General features: G+C 69.9%; 27 protein-coding genes, 4 tRNA genes and 3 pseudogenes. 13 read left to right on the forward strand and 21 right to left on the reverse strand.

Features of this window, described 5'->3' with window-relative positions; genetic code table 11:
* Positions 1-243: 243 nt before the first annotated feature.
* From rplA to ACFYX0_RS01465, 5 genes are all read right to left on the reverse strand, one after another.
* On the reverse strand, positions 244-969 hold the full coding sequence (gene rplA, locus ACFYX0_RS01445) for a 50S ribosomal protein L1 (RefSeq protein ID WP_311696791.1): 726 nt from the start codon (positions 967-969) through the stop codon (positions 244-246).
* 96 nt (positions 970-1,065) lie between these two features.
* Positions 1,066-1,500 carry a 50S ribosomal protein L11 gene (rplK, locus tag ACFYX0_RS01450; protein WP_311696792.1) on the reverse strand — a complete coding sequence of 145 codons (435 nt, stop codon included), beginning with the start codon at positions 1,498-1,500 and terminating at the stop codon, positions 1,066-1,068.
* A gap of 169 nt (positions 1,501-1,669) precedes the next feature.
* On the reverse strand, positions 1,670-2,518 hold the full coding sequence (nusG, locus tag ACFYX0_RS01455) for a transcription termination/antitermination protein NusG (protein ID WP_388965044.1): 849 nt from the start codon (positions 2,516-2,518) through the stop codon (positions 1,670-1,672).
* A gap of 81 nt (positions 2,519-2,599) precedes the next feature.
* Positions 2,600-2,887: a preprotein translocase subunit SecE gene (gene secE, locus ACFYX0_RS01460; protein ID WP_355908380.1), complete on the reverse strand. Its 288-nt coding sequence runs from the start codon at positions 2,885-2,887 to the stop codon at positions 2,600-2,602.
* A gap of 109 nt (positions 2,888-2,996) precedes the next feature.
* A tRNA-Trp gene (locus tag ACFYX0_RS01465) sits at positions 2,997-3,069 on the reverse strand.
* A gap of 262 nt (positions 3,070-3,331) precedes the next feature.
* On the opposite strand from ACFYX0_RS01465, the gene ACFYX0_RS01470 reads away from it, so the two are divergent.
* Together ACFYX0_RS01470 and ACFYX0_RS01475 are read left to right on the forward strand one after the other, a co-directional pair.
* Positions 3,332-4,558, forward strand: a complete 1,227-nt coding sequence (locus ACFYX0_RS01470) for a pyridoxal phosphate-dependent aminotransferase (protein WP_388965046.1) — start codon at positions 3,332-3,334, stop codon at positions 4,556-4,558.
* A 116-nt stretch (positions 4,559-4,674) separates the two neighbouring features.
* On the forward strand, positions 4,675-5,715 hold the full coding sequence (locus ACFYX0_RS01475; protein WP_388965049.1) for an adenosine deaminase: 1,041 nt from the start codon (positions 4,675-4,677) through the stop codon (positions 5,713-5,715).
* 9 nt (positions 5,716-5,724) lie between these two features.
* Here ACFYX0_RS01475 and ACFYX0_RS01480 read toward each other — a convergent pair whose 3' ends face one another.
* The gene (locus ACFYX0_RS01480) at positions 5,725-6,378 is read right to left on the reverse strand and encodes a TetR/AcrR family transcriptional regulator (protein WP_388965051.1); all 654 of its coding nucleotides are present in this window, start codon (positions 6,376-6,378) and stop codon (positions 5,725-5,727) included.
* Positions 6,379-6,516: 138 nt separating this feature from the next.
* On the opposite strand from ACFYX0_RS01480, the gene ACFYX0_RS01485 reads away from it, so the two are divergent.
* On the forward strand, positions 6,517-7,149 hold the full coding sequence (locus tag ACFYX0_RS01485) for an NAD(P)-dependent oxidoreductase (RefSeq protein WP_388965054.1): 633 nt from the start codon (positions 6,517-6,519) through the stop codon (positions 7,147-7,149).
* Positions 7,150-7,174: 25 nt separating this feature from the next.
* On the opposite strand, the gene ACFYX0_RS01490 is transcribed toward ACFYX0_RS01485, so the two are convergent.
* The 6 genes from ACFYX0_RS01490 to ACFYX0_RS01515 all read right to left on the reverse strand — a co-directional run bounded on the left by ACFYX0_RS01490 (position 7,175) and on the right by ACFYX0_RS01515 (position 9,867).
* Positions 7,175-8,230 carry a UDP-N-acetylmuramate dehydrogenase gene (locus tag ACFYX0_RS01490; protein WP_388965057.1) on the reverse strand — a complete coding sequence of 352 codons (1,056 nt, stop codon included), beginning with the start codon at positions 8,228-8,230 and terminating at the stop codon, positions 7,175-7,177.
* A 131-nt stretch (positions 8,231-8,361) separates the two neighbouring features.
* A complete protein-coding gene (locus ACFYX0_RS01495; RefSeq protein WP_355908395.1) occupies positions 8,362-8,790 on the reverse strand; it encodes a MaoC family dehydratase in 429 nt (142 codons plus the stop codon).
* On the reverse strand, positions 8,787-9,251 hold the full coding sequence (locus ACFYX0_RS01500) for a MaoC family dehydratase N-terminal domain-containing protein (protein WP_388965060.1): 465 nt from the start codon (positions 9,249-9,251) through the stop codon (positions 8,787-8,789). Before ACFYX0_RS01500 ends, ACFYX0_RS01495 begins: the two co-directional genes overlap by 4 nt.
* Positions 9,252-9,416: 165 nt before the next feature.
* Complete coding sequence (gene rpmG, locus ACFYX0_RS01505) at positions 9,417-9,581, reverse strand: 50S ribosomal protein L33 (RefSeq protein ID WP_003948671.1); 165 nt, start codon at positions 9,579-9,581, stop codon at positions 9,417-9,419.
* A 94-nt stretch (positions 9,582-9,675) separates the two neighbouring features.
* Positions 9,676-9,748: transfer RNA gene (locus ACFYX0_RS01510), tRNA-Met, on the reverse strand.
* Positions 9,749-9,794: 46 nt separating this feature from the next.
* Positions 9,795-9,867, reverse strand: a tRNA-Thr gene (locus ACFYX0_RS01515).
* Between the two features lie 210 nt (positions 9,868-10,077).
* Here ACFYX0_RS01515 and ACFYX0_RS01520 point away from each other — a divergent pair.
* Complete coding sequence (locus ACFYX0_RS01520) at positions 10,078-11,328, forward strand: amidohydrolase family protein (RefSeq protein WP_388965063.1); 1,251 nt, start codon at positions 10,078-10,080, stop codon at positions 11,326-11,328.
* Positions 11,329-11,533: 205 nt separating this feature from the next.
* Positions 11,534-12,190 carry an SDR family oxidoreductase gene (locus ACFYX0_RS01525; protein ID WP_388965066.1) on the forward strand — a complete coding sequence of 219 codons (657 nt, stop codon included), beginning with the start codon at positions 11,534-11,536 and terminating at the stop codon, positions 12,188-12,190.
* A 15-nt stretch (positions 12,191-12,205) separates the two neighbouring features.
* On the opposite strand, the pseudogene ACFYX0_RS01530 reads toward ACFYX0_RS01525, so the two are convergent.
* A pseudogene (locus ACFYX0_RS01530) lies at positions 12,206-12,416 on the reverse strand (hypothetical protein).
* A gap of 36 nt (positions 12,417-12,452) precedes the next feature.
* Positions 12,453-12,926, reverse strand: a complete 474-nt coding sequence (locus tag ACFYX0_RS01535; protein WP_388965069.1) for an NUDIX domain-containing protein — start codon at positions 12,924-12,926, stop codon at positions 12,453-12,455.
* A gap of 279 nt (positions 12,927-13,205) precedes the next feature.
* On the opposite strand from ACFYX0_RS01535, the gene ACFYX0_RS01540 reads away from it, so the two are divergent.
* Complete coding sequence (locus ACFYX0_RS01540; protein WP_388965071.1) at positions 13,206-13,538, forward strand: hypothetical protein; 333 nt, start codon at positions 13,206-13,208, stop codon at positions 13,536-13,538.
* Between the two features lie 711 nt (positions 13,539-14,249).
* On the opposite strand, the gene ACFYX0_RS01545 is transcribed toward ACFYX0_RS01540, so the two are convergent.
* A tRNA-Tyr gene (locus ACFYX0_RS01545) sits at positions 14,250-14,331 on the reverse strand.
* A gap of 225 nt (positions 14,332-14,556) precedes the next feature.
* On the opposite strand from ACFYX0_RS01545, the gene ACFYX0_RS01550 reads away from it, so the two are divergent.
* On the forward strand, positions 14,557-15,045 hold the full coding sequence (locus tag ACFYX0_RS01550; protein WP_388965074.1) for a YajQ family cyclic di-GMP-binding protein: 489 nt from the start codon (positions 14,557-14,559) through the stop codon (positions 15,043-15,045).
* A 104-nt stretch (positions 15,046-15,149) separates the two neighbouring features.
* Here ACFYX0_RS01550 and ACFYX0_RS01555 read toward each other — a convergent pair whose 3' ends face one another.
* Entirely contained in the window at positions 15,150-15,416 is a 267-nt protein-coding gene (locus ACFYX0_RS01555; RefSeq protein WP_388965076.1) for a GlsB/YeaQ/YmgE family stress response membrane protein, read from the reverse strand.
* Between the two features lie 329 nt (positions 15,417-15,745).
* Here ACFYX0_RS01555 and ACFYX0_RS01560 point away from each other — a divergent pair.
* Positions 15,746-16,146, forward strand: a pseudogene (locus ACFYX0_RS01560) (amino acid permease); the annotation flags it as partial.
* Positions 16,147-16,249: 103 nt separating this feature from the next.
* Here the strand turns inward: ACFYX0_RS01560 and ACFYX0_RS01565 are convergent.
* A complete protein-coding gene (locus ACFYX0_RS01565) occupies positions 16,250-16,816 on the reverse strand; it encodes an SMI1/KNR4 family protein (RefSeq protein WP_388965079.1) in 567 nt (188 codons plus the stop codon).
* A gap of 40 nt (positions 16,817-16,856) precedes the next feature.
* On the opposite strand from ACFYX0_RS01565, the gene ACFYX0_RS01570 reads away from it, so the two are divergent.
* From ACFYX0_RS01570 to ACFYX0_RS01585, 4 genes are all read left to right on the forward strand, one after another.
* Entirely contained in the window at positions 16,857-17,021 is a 165-nt protein-coding gene (locus ACFYX0_RS01570) for a hypothetical protein (protein ID WP_388965082.1), read from the forward strand.
* Positions 17,022-17,120: 99 nt separating this feature from the next.
* Entirely contained in the window at positions 17,121-17,522 is a 402-nt protein-coding gene (locus ACFYX0_RS01575) for a YccF domain-containing protein (RefSeq protein ID WP_388965085.1), read from the forward strand.
* A 346-nt stretch (positions 17,523-17,868) separates the two neighbouring features.
* Positions 17,869-19,074, forward strand: coding sequence for an FAD-dependent oxidoreductase (locus ACFYX0_RS01580; protein WP_388965087.1), 1,206 nt, complete (start codon positions 17,869-17,871; stop codon positions 19,072-19,074).
* Between the two features lie 114 nt (positions 19,075-19,188).
* Complete coding sequence (locus tag ACFYX0_RS01585; protein ID WP_388965089.1) at positions 19,189-20,466, forward strand: APC family permease; 1,278 nt, start codon at positions 19,189-19,191, stop codon at positions 20,464-20,466.
* Between the two features lie 200 nt (positions 20,467-20,666).
* On the opposite strand, the gene ACFYX0_RS01590 is transcribed toward ACFYX0_RS01585, so the two are convergent.
* Positions 20,667-20,972, reverse strand: coding sequence for a PadR family transcriptional regulator (locus ACFYX0_RS01590; RefSeq protein ID WP_388965091.1), 306 nt, complete (start codon positions 20,970-20,972; stop codon positions 20,667-20,669).
* Positions 20,973-21,742: 770 nt separating this feature from the next.
* Between ACFYX0_RS01590 and ACFYX0_RS01595 the strand changes: the two are divergent.
* A pseudogene (locus ACFYX0_RS01595) lies at positions 21,743-22,350 on the forward strand (multicopper oxidase domain-containing protein); the annotation flags it as partial.
* Between the two features lie 163 nt (positions 22,351-22,513).
* Here the strand turns inward: ACFYX0_RS01595 and htpX are convergent.
* The 3 genes from htpX to ACFYX0_RS01610 form a co-directional block, all read right to left on the reverse strand.
* Positions 22,514-23,377 (reverse strand): zinc metalloprotease HtpX, encoded by an 864-nt coding sequence (htpX, locus tag ACFYX0_RS01600; protein ID WP_388965094.1) that lies wholly within the window; start codon positions 23,375-23,377, stop codon positions 22,514-22,516.
* A gap of 209 nt (positions 23,378-23,586) precedes the next feature.
* Positions 23,587-25,086: an NADH-quinone oxidoreductase subunit N gene (locus ACFYX0_RS01605; protein WP_388965097.1), complete on the reverse strand. Its 1,500-nt coding sequence runs from the start codon at positions 25,084-25,086 to the stop codon at positions 23,587-23,589.
* On the reverse strand, positions 25,083-26,657 hold the full coding sequence (locus ACFYX0_RS01610; RefSeq protein WP_388965100.1) for a NuoM family protein: 1,575 nt from the start codon (positions 26,655-26,657) through the stop codon (positions 25,083-25,085). Before ACFYX0_RS01610 ends, ACFYX0_RS01605 begins: the two co-directional genes overlap by 4 nt.
* Between the last annotated feature and the right edge of the window lie 5 nt (positions 26,658-26,662).

The raw sequence follows: 26,662 nt of genomic DNA on the forward strand, positions 1-26,662 counted from the left end.
GCGCGGCGACCGGCAGGAGCCCGCGCCTGACGATCCTGTCCCTCATCCGTTCCCCTCTCGTGCGCTCCGTGATCTTCACGCTAACCCCGACCCGGGGAAAACGGCACGCACCTCCCGTGAAACGGCATGTGCCCCTTGCCGTGGGCCCCGCGGGGCGAAGGGCACGAAAAACGCCGGGCCCCGCACCTTGGGAAAGGTGCGGGGCCCGGCGTCAGCTGCGTGTGCCCGCGGCTGCCGTCAGGATCAGACGGCGGCCGGGTCCTCCTCGACGAGGAGGTTGCGGGTGCGGTTCGGGTCGACCGGGATGCCGGGGCCCATCGTGGTGCTGACCGCGGCCTTCTTGATGTAGCGACCCTTGGCGGCGGACGGCTTCAGACGGAGGATCTCCTCCAGCGCGGCGCCGTAGTTCTCCACCAGCTTCTCGTCGTCGAAGGACGCCTTGCCGATGATGAAGTGCAGGTTCGAGTGCTTGTCGACGCGGAACTCGATCTTGCCGCCCTTGATGTCGTTGACAGCCTTGACGACGTCCGGGGTGACGGTGCCGGTCTTGGGGTTCGGCATGAGACCACGGGGGCCGAGGACACGGCCGAGGCGGCCGACCTTGCCCATGAGGTCCGGGGTGGCGACGACGGCGTCGAAGTCCAGACGGCCCTTCGCAACCTCGTCGATCAGTTCGTCGGAGCCGACGATGTCGGCGCCCGCGGCCTCTGCGGCCGCAGCACGGTCACCGGTCGCGAAGACCAGGACCCGGGCGGTCTTGCCGGTGCCGTGCGGCAGGTTCACGGTGCCACGGACCATCTGGTCGGCCTTGCGCGGGTCGACACCCAGACGGAAGGCGACCTCGACGGTGCCGTCGAACTTGGTCGTGGAGGTCTCCTTGGCGAGACGGACGGCCTCGAGCGGGGCGTACAGCTTCTCCCGGTCGACCTTGGCGTCCGCAGCGCGGAGGGCCTTGCTGCGCTTGCTCACAACTGCTCCTGTGTGTTCTGAAAGGAGTCGTGGTACGGGCCGAGCAGGCCCTGCCACGTGCGGCTTTCTACGGCCGCATGATCTACGAAGGTGGGTTCAGCCCTCGACCGTGACGCCCATGGAACGCGCGGTACCGGCGATGATCTTCGCGGCGGCGTCCAGGTCGTTGGCGTTGAGGTCGGGCAGCTTGGTCTGGGCGATCTCGCGGACCTGCGCCTCGGTGATCTTGGCGACCTTGGTCTTGTGCGGCTCGCCGGAGCCCTTCTCGACGCCCGCGGCCTTCAGGATCATCTTGGCGGCCGGCGGGGTCTTGGTCACGAAGGTGAAGGAACGGTCCTCGTAGACCGTGATCTCCACCGGGATGACCCAGCCACGCTGCGACTCGGTCGCGGCGTTGTAAGCCTTGCAGAACTCCATGATGTTGACGCCGTGCTGACCCAGCGCGGGGCCGACCGGCGGGGCCGGGTTGGCCGCACCGGCGTTGATCTGGAGCTTGATGAGCCCCGTGACCTTCTTCTTCTTGGGAGGCATTGCTCTCTCCGGGTCCTTAGTGAGAGTTTGCGCCATCCAATCCGGATCATCCGGATGGAGGCATACCGCACAACGATAACGGGTATCGCTGCGGGGCCGAAAACCGAGCAGGTCAGACCGGCTTTCGCAGCCTGTCTGACCTGTTCGGAAGTGCTCGTACCAGAAGCGCTCAGTTCTTCTGGATCTGGTCGAAGCTCAGCTCGACCGGCGTCTCGCGGCCGAAGATCTCCACGAGGCCCTTGACCTTCTTGGAGTCGGCGTTGATCTCGTTGATGGTCGCCTGAAGCGTGGCGAACGGGCCGTCGGTGACGGTGACCGAGTCGCCGACCTCGAAGTCCAGCACCTGGACCTCGACCTTGCGCTGCGGAGCGGGCTTGCCCTCGGCCTCGGCGGCCTCGCGGGCGGCCTTCTCCTCGGCCTCCGGGGCGAGCATCTTGACGATCTCGTCCAGGGTCAGCGGGTACGGGTCGTAGGCGTTGCCCACGAAGCCGGTGACGCCGGGCGTGTTGCGCACGACGCCCCAGGACTCGTTCGTCAGGTCCATGCGCACCAGGACATAGCCGGGCAGCTTGTTCTGGCGGATGGTCTTGCGCTCGCCGTTCTTGATCTGCGCGACCTCTTCCTGCGGCACTTCGGCCTGGAAGATGAAGTCCTCGACGTTCAGCGAGACGGCGCGCTGCTCGAGGTTGGTCTTCACGCGGTTCTCGTAGCCGGCGTACGTGTGGATCACATACCACTCGCCGGGCAGCGAGCGCAGTTCCTCGCGGAGAGCCTCGACGGGGTCGACCGGAGCGGTCTCCTCCACCTCGGCGGCCTCGTCGGTCTCGTCCTGGTCGGCGACCTCGTCCTCGTCCACGACGCGCACGGCGGCCTCCTCGGCCGCGTCGCCCGCCTCAGCTTCGGCAGCCTCGAACTCGTCCTGCTCGTCCGCGCCCTCGACGATGTCGAGCTCGTCGTCCACGGACTCGGCGGACTCGCCGCGTGACTCAACGGCGTCGTTCAGGTTCGGGTCAGACACGGTGGCTGCTTCTTCCTGGATACATAGGGGTGGAACGCGCGAAAGGGACGCCGGGGTACCTCGGCGTCCTTCGCTCTGGGCTCAGCCGAAGACGTACTTGGCGGCGTGGTTGAGCCCATAGTCAATCAGAGTCACCAGGGCGATCATGATCGCGACGAAGAAGATCACCACTGTGGTGTACGACGTCAGCTGGTTCCTGCTCGGCCAGACGACCTTGCGGAGCTCCGCGACGATTTGGCGGTAGAAGAGGGCAAGGCGCTTCAGCGGGCCCTTCTTGGCTCGCTTACCACCCTTGCGGGACTTCTTCTTCGACTCCTGCAGCTCGTCTTGGGCGTCAGGCATGTCGATGGAGCCCACGGCGTCCGTCACTCGTCCTCACCTGAATCCCGGGTCGTGGCCGTGCCGCGCCCGGTGGAGCCGCACGGCGAGTGCAATACATACGTACTGTGCGCACACTTCCTGGTCGGGGAGTGTGTAGCAGGGCCGGAGGGACTTGAACCCCCAACCGCTGGTTTTGGAGACCAGTGCTCTACCAATTGAGCTACGACCCTTTGGCTGTACCCCAACGTACCGCATCCGGCCGGGTGCTCGGTGTGCACCGGCACGATCGCCGCCGCTGGAGGCCAACGAGGTGAGAGTGTACGTGGTCCGCGGCCGGGCGTCGAACAGAAAGTGCCCGTACGGTCTTTGTCCGTCAAAGATCGGCCAGGCCACTGCGCAAGATCCGGACTGGTGTCCGATCGTCGGCCCGCATCGGTTCAGTCTGTGGAACACCCGTGCCGCGGGCGTTTCCGGTCTGAAACGATGGGTTCCATGAGCCCTGCAATCCCTCCCACCGAGCGTCGGGTCTCCGCCCGGATCGGCGCGATCTCCGAGTCGGCCACCCTCGCCGTGGACGCCAAGGCCAAGGCCCTCAAGGCCGCCGGGCGTCCGGTGATCGGCTTCGGCGCCGGTGAGCCCGACTTCCCGACTCCGGACTACATCGTCGAGGCGGCCGTCGAGGCCTGCAAGAACCCGAAGTACCACCGCTACACGCCGGCCGGCGGCCTGCCCGAGCTGAAGAACGCGATCGCCGCGAAGACGCTGCGCGACTCCGGCTACGAGGTGGACGCCTCGCAGGTCCTAGTCACCAACGGCGGCAAGCAGGCCATCTACGAGGCCTTCGCCGCGATCCTCGACCCGGGCGACGAGGTGATCGTCCCCGCGCCGTACTGGACGACGTACCCCGAGTCGATCCGGCTGGCCGGCGGTGTCCCGGTGGAGGTCGTGGCGGACGAGACGACCGGCTACCGCGTCTCCGTCGAGCAGCTGGAGGCGGCGCGCACGGAGAAGACGAAGGTCGTGCTCTTCGTGTCCCCGTCCAACCCGACCGGCGCGGTCTACACCGAGGCCGAGACCGAGGCCATCGGCCGCTGGGCCGTGGAGCACGGCCTGTGGGTGCTGACCGACGAGATCTACGAGCACCTGGTCTACGGCGACGCGACCTCAGTGTCCCTGCCGGCCCTCCTGCCCGAGCTGCGCGACAAGTGCATCGTGGTCAACGGCGTCGCCAAGACGTACGCCATGACGGGCTGGCGTGTGGGCTGGATCGTCGGCCCCAAGGACGTGGTGAAGGCGGCCACGAACCTGCAGTCGCACGCCACGTCCAATGTGTCGAACGTCGCACAGGTGGCGGCCCTGACGGCCGTGTCGGGCGACCTGGAGGCGGTCGCGAAGATGCGCGAGGCCTTCGACCGGCGCCGCAAGACCATCGTGCGGATGCTGAACGAGATCGACGGCGTGGTCTGCCCCGAGCCGGAGGGCGCGTTCTACGCGTACCCGTCGGTGAAGGCGCTGCTCGGCAAGGAGATCCGCGGCAAGCGCCCGCAGGACTCGGTGGAGCTGGCCGCGCTGATCCTGGAGGAGGCCGAGGTCGCGGTCGTCCCGGGCGAGGCCTTCGGCACCCCCGGCTATCTGCGGCTGTCCTACGCCCTGGGTGACAAGGACCTGGTCGAAGGCGTGAGCCGGATCCAGAAGCTGCTGGCCGAGGCCAGGGACTGACGTCTCCCGAGGGGGCCCCGTGCGGATTCGCACGGGGCCCCCTTCGTTTGTGCGAGCAAGACCACGTCCGGGGAAACCGCTACCGGGACGCCCCGGACGTGCGGCAGGATCCTGGGATGGAGCACGTACGTGATGTCTCTGAGCTGCCGAAGGCCCACCTCCATCTGCACTTCACCGGGTCGATGCGGCCCGCCACCCTCCTGGAACTGGCCGACAAGTACGGCGTACGGCTGCCCGAGGCCCTGATCGAGGCGCTGGTCAGCGGGGAGCCGCCCCGGCTGCGGGCGACGGACGAGCGGGGCTGGTTCCGCTTCCAGCGGCTGTACGACGCGGCGCGCTCGTGCCTGCGGGAGCCGGAGGACATCCGGCGGCTGGTGCGGGAGGCCGCCGAGGAGGACATCAGCGACGGGTCGAGATGGCTGGAGATCCAGGTCGACCCGACGTCGTACGCACCACGCCTGGGCGGTCTGATCCCGGCGCTGGAGATCATCCTGGACGCGGTGGACTCGGCCGTGCGGGAGACCGGCCTCGGGATGCGCGTCCTGGTCGCCGCCAACCGGATGAAGCATCCCCTGGACGCCCGCACCCTGGCGCGCCTGGCGGTGCGCTACCGGGACCGCGGGGTGGTGGGCTTCGGGCTGTCGAACGACGAACGCCGGGGCATGGCCCGGGACTTCGACCGCGCCTTCGCCATCGCCCGCGACGGCGGGCTGCTGTCGGCCCCGCACGGCGGCGAGCTGACGGGGCCGTCCTCGGTACGCGACTGCCTGGACGACCTGCACGCCGACCGGGTGGGCCACGGGGTGCGCGCGGCGGAGGACCCGCGGCTGCTGAAGCGCCTGGCGGACCGCGGGGTGACCTGCGAGGTGTGCCCGGCGTCGAACGTCGCGCTCGGCGTCTACGAGAAGCCCAAGGACGTCCCCCTGCGAAAGCTGTTCGACGCGGGCGTCCCGATGGCCCTGGGCGCGGACGACCCGCTGCTGTTCGGCTCACGCCTGGCGGCCCAGTACGAGATCGCCCGCTGCGACCACGGCTTCACGGACGCGGAACTGGCGGAACTGGCGCGGCAGTCGCTGCGCGCGTCCGCGGCACCCGAGGACGAGAAGGCGAGGCTGCTGGCGGGCGTGGACGCGTGGCTGGCGGGTCCGGGGGCCTGACGGGGCCGATCAGGAAGGGTCCGGGGCGTCCGGGGCCGAGGGGCGCTCCGGGCGCTCCGAGCCGGAGATCCCGCTCAGCAGCGTCCGGGCGAGGCGGCGTGCGAAGTCGTCCACCGGCGGCCGCGCGCCGGTCGCCGTCGCGTCGTAGGCGAACGCGCGCTGCGCACAGGCACCGAGGAGGAGGGAGGCGGCGGCAAAGGTGTCCGCGTCGGCGCGGAGACGCCCGGCGGCCCGCTCAGCCTCCAGATAGGCGGCGACGCCCTCGATGGGCACGTGCGGCCCCGCTCCCATCTGCCGCATCGCCTCGTCGTGCCGCCGCTTGAGCTGGGTCTCCGCGTAGAGCGAGGCGGCGATCGGGAAGCTCTGCTCGTAGAAGAGGGCCGCCTGGCGGGCGATATCGGTGACGTTCTCCTCCAGGGTGCGCTGCCCGGGCTCGGCGGCGAGGCTGCGCAGCAGCGGGGTGAGCTGCGGCAGGCGCTCGTGCAGGACCTGGATGAAGAGCTCCTCCTTGCTCGGGAAGTACTTGTACAGCGCCGCTTCGGAGCAGCCGGCCGCCTTGGCGATCTCCTTGGTGGTGGCCCGGGCGAGCCCGACCGTGAGCATCAGGTCGTGTGCGGCGTCGAGGATTCGGACCCGGGCCGGCTTCGGCTGCGTCTGCTGCATGGGCACCAAGGATTCCATTGAACGGCCTCAAGGGGTTGACGGGTGAGTGAGTACTTACCCACCCTAGAGGGCAATGTGGTGAGTAAATACCCACCCACCCACAACAGCGTACGCATTACGGGAGTACGGGAGTACCCAATGAAGCTCACCGTTTTCGGTGCCACCGGTGGCATCGGTCAGGAGATCGTGCGGCAGGCGCTGACCACGGGGCACGAGGTCACCGCGGTGGTCCGGGATCCGGCGCGGTTCACCTTGACGGGCCCGAACCTGACGGTGGTCCGGGACGACCTGTCCGCCCCGGAGACGGTCCGCCCCGCCGTCACGGGCCGCGACGCGGTCCTGTCCGGGCTCGGCGCGCGCAGCCGCAAGGACGCCGGAGTCGCCACCCGGCTGACCCGCACGGTGCTGGACGCCATGGAGGCGGAGGGGGTCCGCCGGCTGCTCGTGGTCAGCGCCGGTCCGGTCGGTCCCGAGGCCGAGGGGGACGGGATGCTGGACCGCACCATGCGCGGTCTCGTCTCGGCAGTGCTCAAGGACGTCTACGCCGACCTGCGGGAGATGGAGGCCGCGCTGGCCGGCAGCGCCACGGACTGGACGGTCGTACGCCCGCCCCGCCTGCAGAACAAGCCGCTCACCGGCTCCTACCGCACGGTCGTCGGCGGCTTCCCGCGCCGCGGCCGCTTCATCGCCCGCGCCGACGTGGCCCACGCGATGCTGGCGATGACCGAGGACCCTGGGACGGTGAAGCAGGGGGTGGGGGTGGCGTATTAGCGCCCTCGACCAGGAGGGGGGTGCCTCAGAGGCTCACGCCCACCGTCACCGGCTCGTTGACCAGCGTGATCCCGAAGGCCTCGTGGACTCCGGCGACGACCTCGCGGGCCAGGGCCAGCAGGTCCTCGGTGGTCGCGCCGCCGCGGTTGGTGAGGGCGAGCGTGTGCTTGGTGGAGATGCGGGCGGGCCCGGTGCCGTGGCCCTTGGTGAAACCGGCCTTGTCGATGAGCCAGGCCGCGGAGGTCTTGGTGTGGCCGTCGCCCGCCGCGTACGCGGGCGGCTCCACGCCCTCGCCCAGTCGCTCCTTGACGCGTGCCTGGAAGGCGGCGAACTCCTCGTCCATGAGGATCGGGTTGGTGAAGAAGGAACCCGCCGACCAGGTGTCGTGGTCCTCGGGGTCCAGCACCATGCCCTTGCCCGCACGCAGCTTGAGGACGGTCTCGCGGGCCGCGGCCAGCGGCACGCGCTCCCCCGGCTCGACCCCGAGGGCGCGGGCCGTCTCGGCGTACTTGACCGGGCCCGACAGGCCCTGCGCGTCCTCCAGCGCGAAGCGGACGCGCAGGACGACATAGCGCTCGGGGTCGGCCTTGAAGCGGCTGTGGCGGTACGAGAACCCGCACTCGGCGTTCGTCAGCGTGACCGTCTCGCCCGCCGTGCGGTCGTAGGCGATCACCTCGGTGATCGTGGAGGAGACCTCCTGGCCGTACGCCCCCACGTTCTGGATCGGCGTGGCACCGGCGGAACCGGGGATTCCGGCGAGGCACTCGATCCCCGCGAGTCCGGCCTCGACGGTGCGGGCGACCGCGTCGGTCCACACCTCGCCCGCCGCCAGCTCCAGCGTCGTGCCGACGAGGGAGAAGCCCGTCGTCGCGATGCGCAAGGCGGTGCCCTCGAAGCCCTTGTCGCCGATGACCAGGTTGGATCCGCCGCCGATCAGCAGCAGCGGGGTGCCGGAGCCGTCGGCCTCACGGACCGCGGCGATCACCTCGGCGTCGGTGGTGGCGGTGATCAGACGGGTCGCGGGGCCGCCCAGCCGGAAGGTGGTCAGCGGGGCGAGCGGGGCGTCGTGGAGTTCCTGCACGCGCCAAGACTACGAGACGGCACCGACAGCCCCCGACACACCCGTACGCGGTCCGCGTACGGGTGTGCGAGGCGTCGGAACGCGGCTTCGGCCGTCACCGCGGGGTGCGGTCGGCCGTCACCAGGGGGCCCTCAGGCCAGTCGTACGACCGCCCGGGACATGCCCAGCACCTTCTGGCCCGCGCTGGTCGCCGTGAGGTCGACGCGGACGGTCTGGTCGTCGAGCTTGGCCGCGACCTTGCCGCTGACCTCGATGACAGCGCCCTCGTCGTCGTTGGGGACGACGACGGGCCGGGTGAAGCGGACCCCGTACTCGACGACCGCGCCCGGGTCGCCGGCCCAGTCGGTCACCACACGGGCGGCCTCGGCCATGGTGAACATGCCGTGCGCGATGACGTCCGGCAGGCCCACCTGCTTGGCGAACTTCTCGTTCCAGTGGATGGGGTTGAAGTCCCCGGAGGCCCCGGCGTACTGCACGAGCGTGGCGCGGGTGACGGGGAAGGTCTGCGTCGGCAGCTCGGTGCCGACCTCGACGGTGTCGTACGCGATCTTCGCGGTCATGCGCGTCCTGCCTCCTCGTCCGCACCCCGGGCCACGAGCTTGGTCCAGGCGGTCACCACGTGCTCGCCGGCCTCGTCGTGGACCTCGCCGCGGATGTCCAGGACGTCGTTGCCCGCCAGCGACTTGATCGACTCGATGGTCGAGGTGACGCTCAGCCGGTCACCGGCCCGCACCGGGCGGGTGTAGGCGAACTTCTGGTCACCGTGCACGACGCGGCTGTAGTCGAGGCCCAGTTGGGGGTCCTGGACGACCTGGCCCGCGGCCTTGTAGGTGATCGCGAAGACGAAGGTCGGCGGGGCGATCACATCCGGGTGACCGAGTTCCTTGGCGGCCTCCGGGTCCGTGTAGGCCGGGTTGGCGTCCCCGATCGCCTCCGCGAACTCGCGGATCTTCTCCCGGCCCACCTCGTAGGGGTCGGTGGGCGGGTAGGACCGCCCGACGAAGGACTGGTCGAGCGCCATGGGCTCGGTACCTCCTGGTTGTTCTGCGGGATCCGGCCCGGTACGGGGCCGGTGGGCCGGTGCGCCCCATTGTGGCGCGGGCTCGACGAAACCCGCGGTTCCGGCCGCCTCAACGCCGCGAGGCCGCCCCCTGTTCGTGGGGACGGCCTCGCGTACGAGCCTGATTTATCGCGTCTCGCGGTGCGCGGTGTGCGCGTTGCAACGCGGGCAGTGCTTCTTCATCTCAAGACGGTCCGGGTTGTTACGCCGGTTCTTCTTGGTGATGTAGTTCCGCTCCTTGCACTCCACGCAGGCCAGCGTGATCTTCGGGCGGACGTCGGTGGCAGCCACGTGAGTGCTCCTTGACGAACGGATGGACGAAATGAAATTAACGCAAGAAAGAGTAGCCGATCGAAGGACCGACCCCGCAATCGGCTACTGTGAGTAGCGGTGACCGGACTTGAACCGGTGACACAGCGATTATGAGCCGCTTGCTCTACCGACTGAGCTACACCGCTGCGATGCGATCGGGCCCCGCCTTGCGACGGGAGCCTCTCACACCAGAGCCCCAAAACGGAATCGAACCGTTGACCTTCTCCTTACCATGGAGACGCTCTGCCGACTGAGCTATTGGGGCGAGCGATGAAGACATTACACGGTCGCCTGCCGTTCGCCCAAATCCATTGCCGGGCCCGCCTCAGCAGCCTCATCGACCCCACAGCGGCAAGCACCACACCGGTACGACTATTGCGCTCCTCCCCGTCCCGGCCCGGTCGTCACCCTAGGCTCGACTCACTCTCCGTGATCTTGCCCCCGGTGCGCAGCCGCCCCGAGCCCCAGGAGCGCGATGCCCGACAGCCGACCGCAGCCGCCCCGTTCGTCGCCCTCGTCGTCGGGACCGGCCGACGCGAACCCCCTGCTGCTCTGCGGAGCGCGACTCACCGACGGGCGGACGGTGGACGTGCGGCTGGGCGGCGGGCGCATCGAGGCCGTCGGCACCGCGGGCAGCCTGGCCTCGGGAGCGGCCGGCACCCGAGTCGACCTCCGCGGCTATCTGCTGCTCCCGGCGCCCGCCGAACCCCACACCCACGGGGACACGGCGCTGTCCGCGGACGGCGACGACGGGCCCGTGTCGCGCCACCCCGACGAGGTCCAGCGGCGGGCCACCGAGGCCGCTCTGCTCCAGCTCGGGCACGGCGCCACGGCCCTGCGCTCCCACGTGCACATCGGCGATGTCCAGGGCCTGGAGGGGCTGGCGGCGGTCCTGCGGGCGCGGCGCTCACTGAGCGGGCTCGCCGAGCTGACGACCGTGGCGATGCCTCGATTGCTGACCGGGGCCGCCGGGGCGGACGGCCTGGCGATGCTGCGGGACGCGGTCAAGATGGGCGCGGCGGTGGTGGGCGGCTGCCCGGACACGGACCCCGACCCCACGGGGTATGTGGAGACGGTCCTCGAACTGGCTTCCGAGTACGGCTGTCCGGTCGATCTGCACACGGACGCCGGCGACCCGGCACGCCTCATCCGGATCGCGACGATGGCGGGCGGGCTGCGGCCCGGGGTGACGCTGGGCCCGTGCGGCGGCCTGGGACGGCTCCCCGCGGCGACGGCCGCCCGCGCCGCGGACCGGCTCGCCGCCGCCGGGGTGACGGTGGTCTGTCTGCCCCAGGGCGGCTGCGGCGGCGTCGAACGGCGCGACACGGCTCCGGTACGGCTGCTGCGGTCGGCCGGGGTGCGCGTGGCGGCAGGCAGCGGGGCGCTCAGGGACGTGGCGAACCCGGTGGGACGCGGGGACCCCCTGGAGGCGGCCTATCTGCTGGCGTCGCGCTACGGGCTCCGGCCCGATGAGGCGTACGGCCTGGTGAGCACGTCGGCGCGGGCCGCGCTCGGACTGCCGGAGGTACGCGTCGAGGCGGGTTTCCCGGCGGAGCTGCTCGCCGTGCGCGGCGACCGGCTGGCAGGGGTGCTGTCGCTCGCGTACAGCCGGATCGTGGTGCACCGGGGACGCGTGGTCGCTCGTACGAGCGCGGTACGGGAGTACTGCGGCTCGGCGGCGCTGGCCCTGGACCTGCCGCGCCAGGGGCGAGCCCAGCCGTCGTGACCGGGGCACTGCGGCGTGCGCGCCACGACCGAGGACCGCGGCGGCCATACACCCCATGACGGCACGTCAGTGACGTGGGTGACTTCTGCGAGGTCTGTATCGAGCCGCACCCGAACGTCGGTATCGAGCCGTGGAAGAAGGTCGGTATCGAGTCGCGTGTGAGGTCGTGCGGCAAAGGAGCCCCTGCGGGCGTACGGTCGGAAACATGCGCATTGTCATCGCTGGTGGTCATGGTCAGATCGCGCTGCGGCTGGAGCGGTTGCTCGCCGCGCGCGGTGACGAGGTCGCGGGAATCATCCGGCGCGCGGAGCAGGCCGACGATCTGCGCGCGGCGGGCGCCGAACCCGTCGTCTGCGACCTGGAGTCGGCCTCGGTCGAGGAGGTCGCCGGGCGCCTGGAGGGGGCCGACGTGGCCGTCTTCGCGGCAGGCGCCGGTCCGGGCAGTGGCGCGGAGCGCAAGTTCACGGTGGACCGGGACGCGGCGATCAAGTTCGCGGACGCGTCGGAACGCGCGGGCGTACGCCGTTTCGTCCTCGTCTCCTCGATGGGCGCGGACCCGGAGCACCCGGGCGACGAGGCCTTCGACGTGTATCTGCGGGCCAAGGGCGAGGCCGACGCCTACGTACGCGCCCACCAGTCCCTGGACTGGACGATCCTGCGCCCCGGCTCCCTGACGAGCGACGCCGGCAAGGGCCTCGTACGGCTGGAGGCCCACACCGGCCGTGGCACGATCCCGCGCGACGACGTGGCGGCGCTCCTCGCGGAACTCGTCGACACACCCGCGACGGCCGGTCTGACCCTGGAACTGATCAGCGGCTCGACCCCCGTGTCGGTGGCGGTGAAGTCCGTGGCGGGAAACTGAGGGCCCGCTCACGCCTCAGAACAGCGGCAGCTGACCGGGGAACTCCGGTACGACGTATCCGTCCAACGTGGGCTGGGCGGCGCCGACCTGCGCGAGCCGACGCGACCCGGGGCACGAGACGAGCGCCCCGTCGGCGCGCCCCCGGCGGATCGTGCCGCGCGAACCGCCCCGCGACGACGGCGATCTCCCGATGGCACTCGGGACAGGTCCTACGGGGCGACGACATGGCCTCAGCGTACGAGAACCCGGCCGACCCGGCGGGTCAGCCGATGTAGGGCGCGCTCCGGCTCTCGTCCATCGCGTGCTCGATCCGCAACCGCATGGTGGGGTGCACGTCGAGACCCTGGAGGTCCCCCGGGTCCACCCAGCGGACCTGCGTCGTCTCCGAACTGGTCCTCAGCCGCCCGCCGACCGGCCGCGCCCGGAAGCAGAGACTGAACTGCTGGCGGACCTCTCCGTCGTCGTACCGCATGACGTGTCCCGGGTCGGTGTAGATCCCGCTGAGGCCGGCGACCTCCACCTCGAACCCGGTCTCCTCCCTAACCTCCCGCACGACGGTGTCCGCGATGGTCTCCCCGATGTCGTGCCCGCCGCCCGGCAGCGCCCAACGGCCGTTGTCCGACCGCTGAATCATCAGCACCCGCCCGGTCGCGTCGCGCACGAAGGCCACGACCGAGGGCACGACGGAGTTGGCGGGCGGGGCGTCCGGATCATGCAGATAGTCGATACGACCCATGGCTCGGGCTCCCGAGAGCAACGGCGACGAACGGGCACCTGCTCGCCCTCCGAGCGGCGAAACGGCCGACCGGAGCACGCCCTCCGACGATAGCCACGACACCGCGCGACGACATCGCGTGAGGCTCCGAGCTGCGCGCCAAGCAGGGCTCCATCACATGGTTCGAGCACAGCCGCGCGCACGTCGACCGCAAGTGGGCGCCGGCCCCGGCGAAGTCGCGAAAGAACTGCGCCGATGGACTGGCCATCATCCCCCCGGCTCATGAAGACAAAGTCGGGAATGCCCGACACCGCGCTGCCCCTACGACTGAACGGGAATGAGGCCTCGCCGCGCACCGCGAAGCGCAAGCGGGCCTGCCTGAGCGACGTTCTCGGCCTCGCCGTGGAAGAGCAGTACTTCACGATGCCGGTCAACCCGATCACGGCCGTGAAGTGGACCGCCCCGAAGTCGATGGAAGCAGTGGACCCCGAGAGCGTCGCCAACCCCCGCCAGGTCCGCGCGCTGCCGGCAGGGGTACGTGAGCAGGGCCCGCGTGGGCGGCATCTGGAAGCGTTCTCGGATGCCTGTACTACGCGGCGATGCGTCCCGCTGAGGCCGCCGGACTGCGCGTGAGCCAGTGCCACCTCCCGGAGACGGGGGGGGAAGCTCACCCTGCGGCAAGGGGTTGCCCGGGCCAGGACGGAGCCGGACCGACGACGGGGCGGCCCATGAGACGCGCCATCTCAAGGCCCGCGCCAAGAAGGACTCCCGTCCGCTGCCGATCCCGCCGCACTTCGCCCGTCTGCTGCGGCAGCACATCGCCACGCACGGCGCGGCGCCCGATGGCCGGTTCTTCCGGACGAACCGCAATGGCCTACTCCAGGAGACCGGCTATGGGGACTGTGGGCGAAGGCCCGGAAGGACGTGCTGAGCGAGGTGGAAACGGCTTCGCTGCTGGCCCTCCGTCCCTACGACCTCCGGCACGTCGGCGTCTCGTTGTGGCTCAGTTCCGGGGTGGATGCGATTGGAGTGCGCCGGGCGTGCTGGGCACAGCATCGCGGTACTGCACGAGGCGTACACCAAGGTGCTTGACCAGACACGGGAGCGTGCGAACAGCCGGATCGGCGCAGCCCTACGGGAGTGGAACGAACGGGAGTGATCATGCTCACCCCCCTGGGAGCGCCGGGGGGCCGCACGGGGGACACGCATTGATCAACGGTGGGAGATGGGCGGGTACGAGGTAAGACGCGTCCACGCCCCGTCCACAACGATCGAACAGAGAGGGCAACGAGAAACCCCCTCCGACCAGGCAAATCACCTGATCGAAGGGGGTTTACCCCAGTGTGGCGGCGCCAGGATTCGAACCTGGGAAGGCGAAGCCGGCAGATTTACAGTCTGCTCCCTTTGGCCGCTCGGGCACACCGCCGGGGATTGCCGCCCTGGAGCCACTTTTCTGCGGTGCTCCCTGGCAACGACGTAAACGATACCCGATACGCAGGGGTGCTTCGCCACCCCATAGATCGGCACCCTGAGCGGGACAGGATGACTAGGCTTAAGCGGATGCGGCCCGGGGTTGAAGCCGGGCCAGGCGGACGCGCTCCCGCACGCCGACACGCACCCCGATCCATCCCGATGCAAGGAGCCACAGGACATGGCCGACTCCAGTTTCGACATCGTCTCGAAGGTCGAGCGGCAGGAGGTCGACAACGCCCTCAACCAGGCCGCCAAGGAGATCTCGCAGCGCTACGACTTCAAGAACGTCGGCGCCTCGATCGCCTGGTCCGGCGACAAGATCCTGATGCAGGCCAACTCCGAGGACCGGGTGAAGGCCATCCTCGACGTCTTCGAGTCGAAGCTGATCAAGCGCGGGATCTCCCTGAAGTCCCTGGACGCCGGTGAGCCGCAGCTCTCCGGCAAGGAATACAAGATCTTCGCGTCGATCGAGGAGGGCATCTCCCAGGAGAACGCGAAGAAGGTGGCGAAGATCATCCGCGACGAGGGCCCCAAGGGCGTCAAGGCGCAGGTGCAGGGCGACGAACTGCGCGTCAGCTCCAAGAACCGCGACGACCTGCAGGCCGTGATCGCTCTGCTGAAGGGCCAGGACTTCGACTTCGCTCTGCAGTTCGTGAACTACCGGTAGGCCTCTGCCGCCTGTCGTTCGATACGAGGAAGGGCGGGCGCCCCGTGCCGGGATGCCCACCCTTCTCCGCTGCCGGCTGCGGCTCAGGGGGCGTACAGCGCCGTTCAGCGCCGTGAGTCGCCGAACAGGAGGCGGTAGACGATCAGCAGCACCAGGGAGCCGCCGATCGCTGCCGCCCAGGTCGGTCCGTCGTAGAAGCGCTTGGTGATCGGGTGGTGGAGCCACCGGGCGGAGATCCAGCCGCCGATGAACGCTCCCGCGACACCGATGAGGGTCGTGCCGATGAAGCCGCCGGGGTCCTTGCCCGGCAGCAGGAACTTCGCGATGGCGCCTGCCAACAGCCCCAGAATGATCCAGCCGACGATGCTCATGGCCTGAACCTGCCTCTCCACGCTGTGCCTGTGCTGCTGTGCTCATGCTCCGGCCGGGCCGTGTCCATGCGCTGACGCCGCCGTCCGATGTCGCTGGTCGCACCGTTTTCTGCGGTCGTGCCTGTCATCGGGGAGGACGCCCCCGGGCCTTCGACGGTTGCGGCTCGGGTGGGTGCGGCCCCATGACACGGTCGGGGGCACAACAGCCCGGCGAAGTAGGGTTGCGCCGGACTCTCGGGCTCGGTGACGCCATCGCTATCAGCATGCGAGCGATGATCGGGGCCGGGATCTTCGCCGCTCTCGCCCCGGCGGCGCGTGCGGCCGGGCCCGGGCCGCTGTTCTTCGCGTTCGCCGGGTACGCGCGGATCGCCACCCTGGGGCGAGGAGGTCCGGGATCCGGCGTGCACCGTCCCGCGAGCGACGCCGCTGGCACTGGGCATGGCGGTGGTGGTGTACGTGGCGGTGGCGGTCGCCGTCCTTCCCGTGCTGGGTCCTGAGGGGCTTGGGCGTGCGGTGGCACCGCCGGCGGACGCGGTGCGGGCGGCGGGTGTGCCCGGGGTCGTCCCGGTGGTGCGGGTGGGCGCCGCGGTGGCCGCGCTGGGCTCGCTGCCGGCGCTCATCCTGGGTGTCTCGCGGACGACACTGGCCATGGCCGTGGCCAGGAACCGACATCTGCCGGGCACCCTGACGGCCGTGCACCCCCCGCTTCCATGTGCCGCACCGGGCCGAGAGGGGCCGCTCGGTAGCCGTCAGGCGTCGGAGGGGACGGACCGGCATGATGGGAACCTCCTGCCCTAGCGGGAGCCACCGGCGTGGGATGCGGCGGCGCCCGGTTACCGCACCCGCGTGGCGCCCATGCGTATCGCGAAGTCCTGCCACGGGGCCGGGTCCGCGCCGTCGTGGGACTCCTCGTACCAGCCCGTGCCGTCGAGCCACGTCTGGAGCCACTCCGTGAGGGCGGGGGCGTCCACGTACCAGGCGTGGTCGGCCTCGTCGGCGTTCGGCTCGTAGAGCAGGACCGTGCCCTGCGGGGTGCGGCAGTCCACGCACGCGTACATTCCGCAGCCCCAATGGGATATCAGCAGGACACCCTCGGGCCAGGGCCAGTCGGGGTCCTTACGGCCGCTCTCGCGGTTGGCGAGGTACTGCGGGACGGCGGCCGGCTCGGTGGAGGGAGGGTTGTCGAGCAGGGGCAACAGACCGTACCCGGGGCCGAATCCGCCGTCCCCTATCCGCAGGTACAGCTCCGCGAGGAGCGGCGGCAGGGAAAAGCCCAGAGCCTCCTCGGCACGGGCGAGCGACTCCTTCCCCACGGGCCCGGGCAGCGAAGACCAGCCCCATGGGAGGGCGTTGCGGGCCTGGTCCGCCACCCTGTCCAGCAACTGCTCGATCTCGGTCATAGGTTCATGATGCAGGGCACGACTGACAATCGGGCAGCCTGTGGAAAACCCCTCCCACCACAGCGCGGCGACGTTCGCGGTCGGCCTGTCAGCGCGCCGTGAAGGGCTCGTCCGTCGGCTCGATTTCGCGGCCGAGCGCAGCCGCGAGACCGGGATCAGCTTGAAGTCGGCGATGCCGAACGGGATCGTCTCCGTACGTTCCTGATCGCGCTACAAGGCCGTTGCGGTTCTGCCTGAACGCCTGACCAGCTGATACTTGTCTTGGCAGGCAGTGCCGGCAGAGCGACCTGGAGGGGTGCCGATCATGAAGCTGATCAATGTGCTACTGAACATCCTTTGGCTGTTCCTGTGTGGCATCTGGATGGCGCTGGGCTACCTGATCGCCGCCCTGATCTGCTTCATCCTGATCGTCACCATCCCGTTCGGCGTTGCGTCGCTGCGTATCGCCGGCTTCGTCCTGTGGCCGTTCGGCCGCACCACCGTGGAGCGGCCGGACGCCGGGGCGCCGTCGTTCATCGGCAACGTGATCTGGGTGGTCTTCGCGGGTTGGTGGCTGGCCCTGGGGCACCTGATCACGAGCATCCCGCTCTTCTTGTCGATCATCGGCATCCCCTTCGGCTGGGCGAACCTCAAGCTCATCCCGATCTCACTCATGCCGCTCGGACGTGAGGTAGTGCCGTCGGATCAGGGATTTGCCGGGCGCTGATCGCTCAACTGTGACTGCATGACCGGTTGAGCCCCCTTCTTTCCCAGGGAGGGGGCTCCGGCGTTCCTGTCTTCACCCCGCTCCAGCCCGGCCGCATCCGTGAGGCGCATTCCAATCCTTTGGGCAAGGTATGTCGATATCGTCGCCCGATACCAGCTGATAAGTCACACTGGCGGCAGAGGGGGGACCGGTGCGGCAGCGGTGCGCCGACATGCCGGCCCGTGGTTCGCGCTGCCTTGGGGAGGCAGTGCGGCGATCAGTGGGGGGATGCATGACGCAGTCGCTTCCGGAGCAACGCCCTGCCCACGAGCAGGCGTACGCCGGGCGCGCGGGACTTCCGGTCGTCGTGGTCGGCGCCGGCCCGTACGGACTGTCGGTGGCCGCACACCTTCGGGCGGCCGGGGTGCCGGTCCGCATCTTCGGTGAGGTGATGGGCAGTTGGCGGCACGCCATGGCGACCGGCATGTTCTTGAAATCCACTCCGGCCGCCACCGATCTATCCGCGCCGGAGCCGGGCGGGCGCCTGGCGGACTTCCGCCGTGTGCACGGTGAGCCGGAACTCACCGAGTTGACGCCGATCCCATGCGATGTCTTCGTGCGCTACGGGATGTGGTTTCAGAAGCGCTACGTCGGCGAGGTGGACTCGGCCCGGGTCGTGGCCGTCGGCCAAGCCCCGTCAGGCCCTGGTTTCCTCGTCCGGCTGAACGACGATCAGGAGTTCCCTGCCGCTGCGGTCGTCGTGGCCACGGGTCTGAACGGCCTCGCCCACATTCCGGAGGAACTGCGGCTGCTGGCCCCCGAAGGGCCGGGCGTCGACGCCCTGGTGTCACACACCAGCCACCACACGGACCTGTCGCCGTATGCCGGTCAGCGCGTTGCCGTGATCGGCGGTGGTCAGTCCGCGCTGGAAAGCGCCGCGCTGTTGCACGAGGCCGGCGCCGAGGTACAGGTGCTGGTCCGGGAGTCGCGTGTCCTGTGGGGGGTGAAACCGGATCTGGTCCGCCCCTGGACGCAGCGCGTGGCCAAGCCTGCCTCGCCCCTGGGCACGGGCTGGGCCCTGGCCGCGGTCTGCACGGCTCCGGGAGGAGTGCGAAGGCTTCCCGCGTCCGCCCGCATGCTGCTGTTCCGCCGCGCTTTGGGGCCATCCGGGGGATGGTGGCTGCGGGACCGGGTTGAAGACATCGTTCCGGTACGCACGTCGAGCCGCGTCACCCGAGCCGAGGCGAGCGAGTCCCGCGTGCGCCTGGAAGTCGATGGGTCCGGCGGATCCGAGACGCTTATTGTCGATCATGTGCTCGCGGCCACCGGATACCGGCTCGACCTGGACGCGGTGCCGTTTCTGTCGCCCGAGGCGCGTGGAGCCCTGGCCTGTGTGCCGGGTTCGAAGGCGCCCCATCTGTCCGCTTCGTTCGAGTCGTCGGTCCCTGGCCTGTACTTCACCGGTTCGCTCGCCGCCCCGATGTTCGGCCCGATGATGCGGTTCGTGGCGGGGACGGAATTCGCCGCGACGCGCATCGCCCGGCACGCGTCACAAGCCTCTGCAATGCATTGAGGAAGGCTGGACGCGGCCGCCGGCCAGGCCTGCCAAGCCACAACGCCCATATCGTGTTCCGATATCGGCTGCCTAGGATGGCATCGAGTTCCGATCATCCTCAGGGAGCGCGTGATGAGCAGACCATCCGGGGCGGCCGCCGTCCCCGATGAGCTGGAGCGGCGGCTGGGCGTGCCGGATGCCGTGGTGATCGGGCTGGGATCGATGATCGGGGCGGGGATCTTCGCCGCGCTCGCTCCCGCCGCGCACGCAGCCGGCTCCGGGCTTCTGATCAGTCTCGGGGTGGCCGACGTGGTGGCGTACTGCAATGCGACGTCCTCGGCACGGCTCGCGGCCCGCTACCCGGCCTCCGGCGGTACCTACGTCTACGGTCGCGAACGGCTCGGCGCATTCTGGGGCTACCTCGCGGGCTGGGCCTTCGTGGTGGGCAAGACCGCCTCCTGCGCGGCAATGGCGCTCACCGTGGGAGCGTACGTCTGGCCCGGCCAGGCGCACGCGGTGGCGGTCGCGGCCGTCGTGGCGCTGACCGCGGTGAACTACGCCGGAGTGCAGAAGGCGGCATGGCTGACCCGCGTGATCGTCGCCGTGGTGCTGGCGGTGCTCGCCGCCGTGGTCGTCGCCGCGCTCACGTCCTCTGCGGCGGACACGGCACGCCTGGACGTCGGTACGGACGCCTCCTTCAGTGGCGTGCTCCAGGCCGCTGGCCTGCTGTTCTTCGCGTTCGCCGGATACGCGCGCATCGCCACCCTGGGCGAGGAAGTACGCGACCCCGCCCGGACCATCCCCCGGGCCATTCCGCTGGCGCTGGGTATCACGCTGGTCGTGTACGCGGTGGTGGCCGTCCCCGCTCTGGCGGTGCTGGGTCCGCAGCGGCTGGCCGACGCCACCGCACCGCTGTCCGACGCCGTGCGGGCCGCGGGGGTGGACGGGCTGGTGCCTGTCGTACGGGTCGGGGCCGCAGTGGCCGCGCTCGGATCCCTGCTCGCGCTGATCCTCGGGGTCTCGCGCACGACGCTGGCGATGGCCCGCGACCGGCACCTTCCGCACGCTCTGTCCGCCGTTCACCCCCGCTTCAAGGTGCCCCACCGCGCGGAGCTCCTGGTCGGCGCGGTCGTCTCGGCGCTGGCGGCGACGGCGGACGTCCGCGGCGCGATCGGCTTCTCGTCCTTCGGGGTGCTGGTCTACTACGCCGTCGCCAACGCCTCGGCCTGGACTCTGACGCCGCAGGAGAACCGGCCGCCACGCGTCGTCCCCGCCGTCGGCCTGGCCGGCTGCCTGGTACTGGCCTTCACCCTGCCCGAGACGTCCGTCGCCTGGGGAGCGGCAGTACTCGTGCTCGGGGCTGCCGCGTACGGAGTGCGCCAGGCCGTGACCGCGCGCCGCACCTCGTAGGCCGAGTGCACCGCACGCAGGAGCAACGCACCAAGTGCGCCTCGGGCCACTCGCCGTACGGCAGAACGGCGCGTCGCGCACCGGGGCCAACACCTCGCCGCCGGCCGGGTCGACTCCAGGGGTAGGTGGGACGAAGCTTCGTCCGACAGGTTCACCGACCGCTGCACACCAAGGCCGCGAAGCCCCCGCCGACCCGCCTTCTAGACGGCGTCGCTGCCCAGGACTTCGCGAGCCAGTTCGGCCAGTGCCTTGCGGTCCTCGGCCAGGGCTGTGCGGCCGGCCTCCGTGGCCGTGTAGACGCGCCGGGCACGGCCGTCGACGACGCGCTGTTCCGAGACCAGCAACCCGTCGACCTCCAGCCGGTGCAGCGTCGGGTACAGCGTGCCGGGACTGATCTGGTAGCCGTGGTGCGCCAGTTCCTCCGTCATCCACGCGCCGTGGATCTCGCCTTCGGCGGCGTGATGCAGGATGTGCAGCCGCACTGCTCCGCGCTGGAACTCACGCATCGTCCACCTCCACGCCGCACCACTGAGCAGTGACGAGACCGATATCGGCCTTCGATTTTACGTGCCTCGGGAAGGGCAGGGCGCAAGCGGGCGAGTGGTCGCCGCCGGCTGACAGGGCGGGCCACCGGCATCACGTCGGCGAGGGGGCAGCCGGGGCTCACGTCACCGCACACTCGTCCGGCCCGCACCCCATGACGCTGGGCAGCGCCAGCGACAACGGCGTCGGCCCAACACGGAGACGGCGTAGGCGGGTTGCCGGTCAGCTCAGGAACTCGGCGTATGTGAAGATCCCCGTTCTGGATTCCGGCCGGTTCGCAGCGTCGGCAAAGTTCACTCGGTTCGCGCATCGGCCCCCGAGGAGGCGGAAACAGCGGGATGTTGCTACGGCGAGTGAAACGACGGCCCGATCGAGCGGCACGGTCGCGTCCGTTCGCACGTGGGGAGGCAGTGACACATAGTGGAAGTCTGTTGCAGGGAGCAGAACTGTGCCGATCTCGCGTCGCGACGCCCTCGGACCAGGTGTCCTTGCCGGCCGGGGGCGGTGCCGGTGCGGTCGGCGCCTGTGAGGCCAGGGCGCCGTCGGGCGTGTCCGCCCCTTCGGAGACGAGCCCGGGGCCTACGACCAGGAAGTGTCCCCGCCGTGGCTGAAGGAGTTCGAGCCCTCCCTCAGCCACGGCGGGGACATGGCCCAGAACTTCCTGGCCGGCTCCCGGGTTCCGGACCTGAAGAGCAAGGGCGAGAAGGCGATGACCGACTCACTGGCCAAGGGCATGCCCCACGGCTACGAAGTCGGCTACCGCGCCTTCAGCGTCAACGGCCGCAGCCTGGGCCACGGTCGGCCGATCAAGGTGAAGGCCGGGCAGCGCGTGCTGTTCCACGTCCTCAACGCCAGTGCCACCGAGATCCGCAGCCTTGCCCTGCCCGGCCACACCTTCAAAGTGATCGCGCTCGACGGCAACTCGGTACCGCGCCAGGCCGACGTGCCGGTGCTGTGGAGAGGCAGCGCCGAACGCGTCTCGGCCCTGGTGGAGATGAACCACCCGGGTGCGTGGGTGCTGGGCGACCTGTCGGACGACGACCGGAAGAACGGCATGGGAACCGTGGTGGAGTACGCAGGCCGGGGTTCAACCCTCTGGACCCTCAACGGGGTCCCCTTCAACATGGGCACCGACAAGCCGGTGTTGGACGTCGAGCACGGCAAGCGGTACCGGCTGCGGTTCCGCAACGCCACCGACGGCATTCGCCCCTTCCACCTCCACCGCCACACCTTCGAGGTCACCCACATCGCGGGGACCCCCACCCATGGCCTGCGCAGGACGTCGTCATGCTCGGCGGCTACCAGCCGTTCGACTTCGACGTCACCGCCGACCAGCCCGGACTGTCCCTGTTCCACTGCCATCAGCAGCTCCACATGGACTACGGGTTCATGATTCTGCTGCGCTGTCCTGACGGCTCCTTCGACGCGGGGCATGCCCGGAAGTCGGCCCCTGACCGATCTCATCGCGGACGTCAGCATGAGCCATATGACGTTCAGGATTGTCTTACTGATGGCGACCTGCCATCTGTTCGAGCCGGGAGATGCGCTCCGCCATCGGCGGGTGCGTGGAGAAGATCTTGGAGAGCCCCTCGCCCGGTCGGAAGGGGTTGGCGATCATCATGTGGCTCGCGGTCTCGATGCGCGGCTCGGGCGGCAGCGGCAGCTGCCTGGTGCCCGCCTCGAGCTTGCGCAGGGCGCTCGCGAGCGCGAGGGGGTCGCCGGTCAGCTGGGCGCCGGAGGCGTCCGCCTGGTACTCCCTGGAGCGGCTGATGGCCAGCTGGATGATGGTCGCGGCGAGCGGGCCCAGGATCATGATCAAGAGCAGGCCGAGCAGGCCTGGCCCCTCGTCGTCGTCCGAGCGGCCGATCGGGATCAGCCAGGCGAAGTTCACCAGGAACATGATCACGGAAGCGAGCGCTCCGGCGACCGAGGAGATCAGGATGTCGCGGTTGTAGACATGGCTCAGCTCGTGCCCGATGACACCGCGCAGCTCACGCTCGTCGAGGATGCGCAGGATGCCTTCGGTGCAGCACACGGCTGCGTTGCGCGGATTGCGGCCCGTCGCGAACGCGTTCGGCGCCTCCGTCGGCGAGATGTAGAGCCGCGGCATGGGTTGACGCGCCTGGTTGGACAGGTCACGGACCATGCGGTACAGCGCCGGGGCCTCGAATTCGCTCACCGGGCGCGCACGCATCGCGCGTAGAGCCAGTTTGTCGCTGTTCCAGTACGCGTACGCATTGGTGCCGATCGCTACGAGGACCGCGACGATCAGACCCGTACGCCCGAAGAAGCTGCCGATGACGATGATGAGTGCGGACAGTCCCCCGAGGAGTACTGCGGTCCTGAGCCCGTTGTGCCGGCGGTGCACGGTACGCCCTCCAAGTGGTGCGGCAGGGGAACCCTTTGTCTGCGGATGTTGCTGACTCCACTTCTCAGTGGACCCTCCCGCACTGGTCAACGCCAGGCGGGGACCGCAAGTTCCCTTGTGCCTGTACCGGGGCGTGTAGGCCGTCCGGGTGAGACGGCCTCATGCGCGCGTGGCGGCTCTCGGGTGCCCGCGCGCGTGAGGGGCGTCGGTCAGAACAGGGCGGTGGCCGAGAAGCGGAGCACCAGCTGCGGCGCTCCGGACAGGGCGATGCCCAGGACGGCGGTCAGGGCGATGGCGGCCGTGAGCGGGCCCGGGACGCGGTGCTTCTCCGGCTCTCCCTCGGGAGCCCGGAAGAGCAGGGCGGTCCACTGGAGGTAGTAGAAGAGGGCGATCACCACGTTGACGGCCATGACCACGGCGAGCCAGCCGAGCCCGGCGTCGACGGCCGCGGAGAACACGGTGACCTTCGCGAAGAGGCCGATGATGCCCGGCGGGAGGCCGGCCAGGCAGAGCAGGAAGAACGCCAGCAGCAGGGCCGCGAGCGGGTGGGACGCGTACAGACCGCGGTAGTCGCTGATCCGGTTCAGGGCTTTCGCCCGGCCCACGAGCGCGGCCACGGCGAAGGCACCGAGGTTCACCGCCCCGTACATCAGCGCGTACGCCACGGTGGAGCCGATCGACTTCTGGGCGTCCTTGGAGTAGGCGGCCGCGGCGATCGGCACCAGGAGGTAGCCCGCCTGGCCGACGGAGGACCAGGCGAGCAGGCGTACGGCGCTGTACGCGCGCGTGGCCTGCTGCCGCAGGGCGCCGACGTTGCCGACGGTCATGGTCAGGGCCGCCAGTGCGGCGAGGGCCGGGCCCCAGACGTCCGCGTACGACGGTAGGGCCACCACGGTGACGAGGATCAGACCGGAGAAGCCCACCGCCTTGCCGACCACGGACAGGTAGGCGGCGACCGGAAGCGGCGCGCCCACATAGGTGTCGGGCACCCAGAAGTGAAACGGCACCGCGGCCGTCTTGAAGGCGAAGCCGACGAGGGTGAGGACGACGCCCGCCTGCGCGAGGGTGTGCAGCTGGCCGTCCACGTGCTGGATCCGGTCGGCGATCCGGACGAGGTAGAGGCTCCCCGTGGACGCGTACACGAAGCTGATGCCCATGAGGCTCACCGCGGTCGCGGTGACGGACGACAGGAAGAACTTCAGGGCCGCTTCGGAGGACCTCTTGTCGCCGTACCGGATGCCGACGAGGGCGAACGCCGGCAGGGACGCGACCTCCAGGGCGACGATGAGGGTCGCCAGGTCGCGGGAGGCGGGCAGCAGGGCGGCTCCGGCGGAGGAGGAGAGCAGCAGGAACCAGAACTCCCCTTCGGGGACCGTCTTTCGGGCGTCCTTCAGGGTGGTGACGGACAACAAGGCCGCGAGGAGGGCGCCGAGGAGGACCAGGAGCTGGATGACGAGGGTGAAACGGTCCGCCGTGTAGCTGCACAGGTGCGGATCGCCCGTCAGGCAGAAGGTGGCGCGGTTGCCGTCCAGGAGGGGCAGCAGCATGAGCGTCGCGACGGCGAGCCCCGCGACGGAGACCCAGCCGAGCAGGCCCTTTCTCCGCTCGTCGAGGAAGAGGTCGGCGACCAGGACGACCAGTCCGACGACCGCCGCGATGGTGGGTGGCGCGATCGCCAACCAGTCGACGGACTGGACGAGGGAGCTCATCGGGTGCCTCCTGCGAGGAGCTGCTGCACGGCCGGGTCGGTCAGGCCGAGGAGGGCCCTGGGCCACAGGCCGGCGACGACGGTGAGGACGACGAGCGGCGTCCAGGCCGCGAATTCGTAGGTGCGGACGTCGGCGAGGCTCGGGGCCTCCTGCGGCACGGCGCCCATGCACACCCGCCGTACCACGATGAGCATGTACGCGGCGGTGAGCAGGGTGCCGAACGCGGCGATCGCCATGAAGGTGAGGAAGGCCGGGCGGCTGAGGTCGGCGGCGGGCTTGAAGGCGCCGAACATGGCCAGCATCTCGCCCCAGAATCCGGCCAGTCCCGGCAGACCGAGGGAGGCGACGGCGGCGAAGGCGACCAGCCCGCCGAGGCGGGGTGCCTTGCCGTAGAGACCGGCGCCGGTCTCCTCGGCCAGGGTGTCGAGGTCGGTGGTGCCCGTTCGGTCCTTCAGCGCGCCGACGAGGAAGAAGAGCAGGCCTGTGATGAGGCCGTGGGCGATGTTGGCGAACAGCGCGCCGTTCACTCCGGTCGGGGTGGTCGAGGCGATGCCGAGCAGTACGAAGCCCATGTGGCCGACGGAGGAGTAGGCGATGAGGCGCTTGAGGTCGCCTTTCGCACCCCGCTTGGCGAGGGCGAGGCAGGCCAGGGATCCGTAGATGATCCCGACGACGGCCAAGGCGGCGAGGTAGGGCGCGAAGGTGTGGAACCCCTCCGGCGCGACCGGCAGGAGGATGCGCACGAACCCGTACGTGCCCATCTTCAGCAGCACGCCGGCCAGCAGGACCGAGCCGACGGTGGGGGCCGCGGTGTGGGCGTCGGGCAGCCAGCTGTGCAGCGGCCACATCGGCGTCTTGACCGCGAGCCCGATCCCGATCGCCAGAACGGCGATGACCTGCACGGATGTGGTGAGTGACCGGCCGTTGTCAGTGGCGAGTGCCACCATGTCGAACGTGCCTGCCTTGAGTCCGATCAGAAGCAGGCCGAGCAGCATGACGACGGAGCCGAGCAGCGTGAAAAGGATGAACCGCCACGCGGCCTGGGTCCGCCCCTCACCGCCCCAGCGGGCGATGAGGAAGTACATCGGGATGAGGACCATCTCGAATGCGAGGAAGAACAGCAGCAGGTCGAGCACGGCGAACGTGGCGAGGGTGCCGGACTCGAGGACGAGCAGCAGAGCGACGAACGCCTTCGGGGAGGGTCCCGTGGGCGGCTTGAAGTACGAGTAGAGCGCGCAGAGGAAGGTCAGCAGCGCGGTCAGGACCAGAAGGGGGAGGGAGATGCCGTCGATGCCGAGGTGGATCCGCACATCGAGTGCGGGGATCCAGCTGATGTCGGTCGTGGCCTGCATCTTGGACGGGTGGCCATGGTCGAAGCCGAGCGTGAGGACGATCGCGGCGACGAGGACGGCGCCGGTGACGGTGACCCCGTGCCGCAGCACCGCCTGCTCGGGTGACTTCCCCTTCAGCCCGGGCGGGGCCGGCAGGAGAGCGGCGAGCGCGCCGATGAGCGGCACGACGACGATGAATGCCAGAAGGTACTGCATCACGGACTCGCTGATATCGATCACGTCTG

Origin of the sequence: Streptomyces sp. NPDC002573, assembly GCF_042889625.1 — a bacterium.
GTDB classification, from domain to species: domain Bacteria; phylum Actinomycetota; class Actinomycetes; order Streptomycetales; family Streptomycetaceae; genus Streptomyces; species Streptomyces gibsoniae.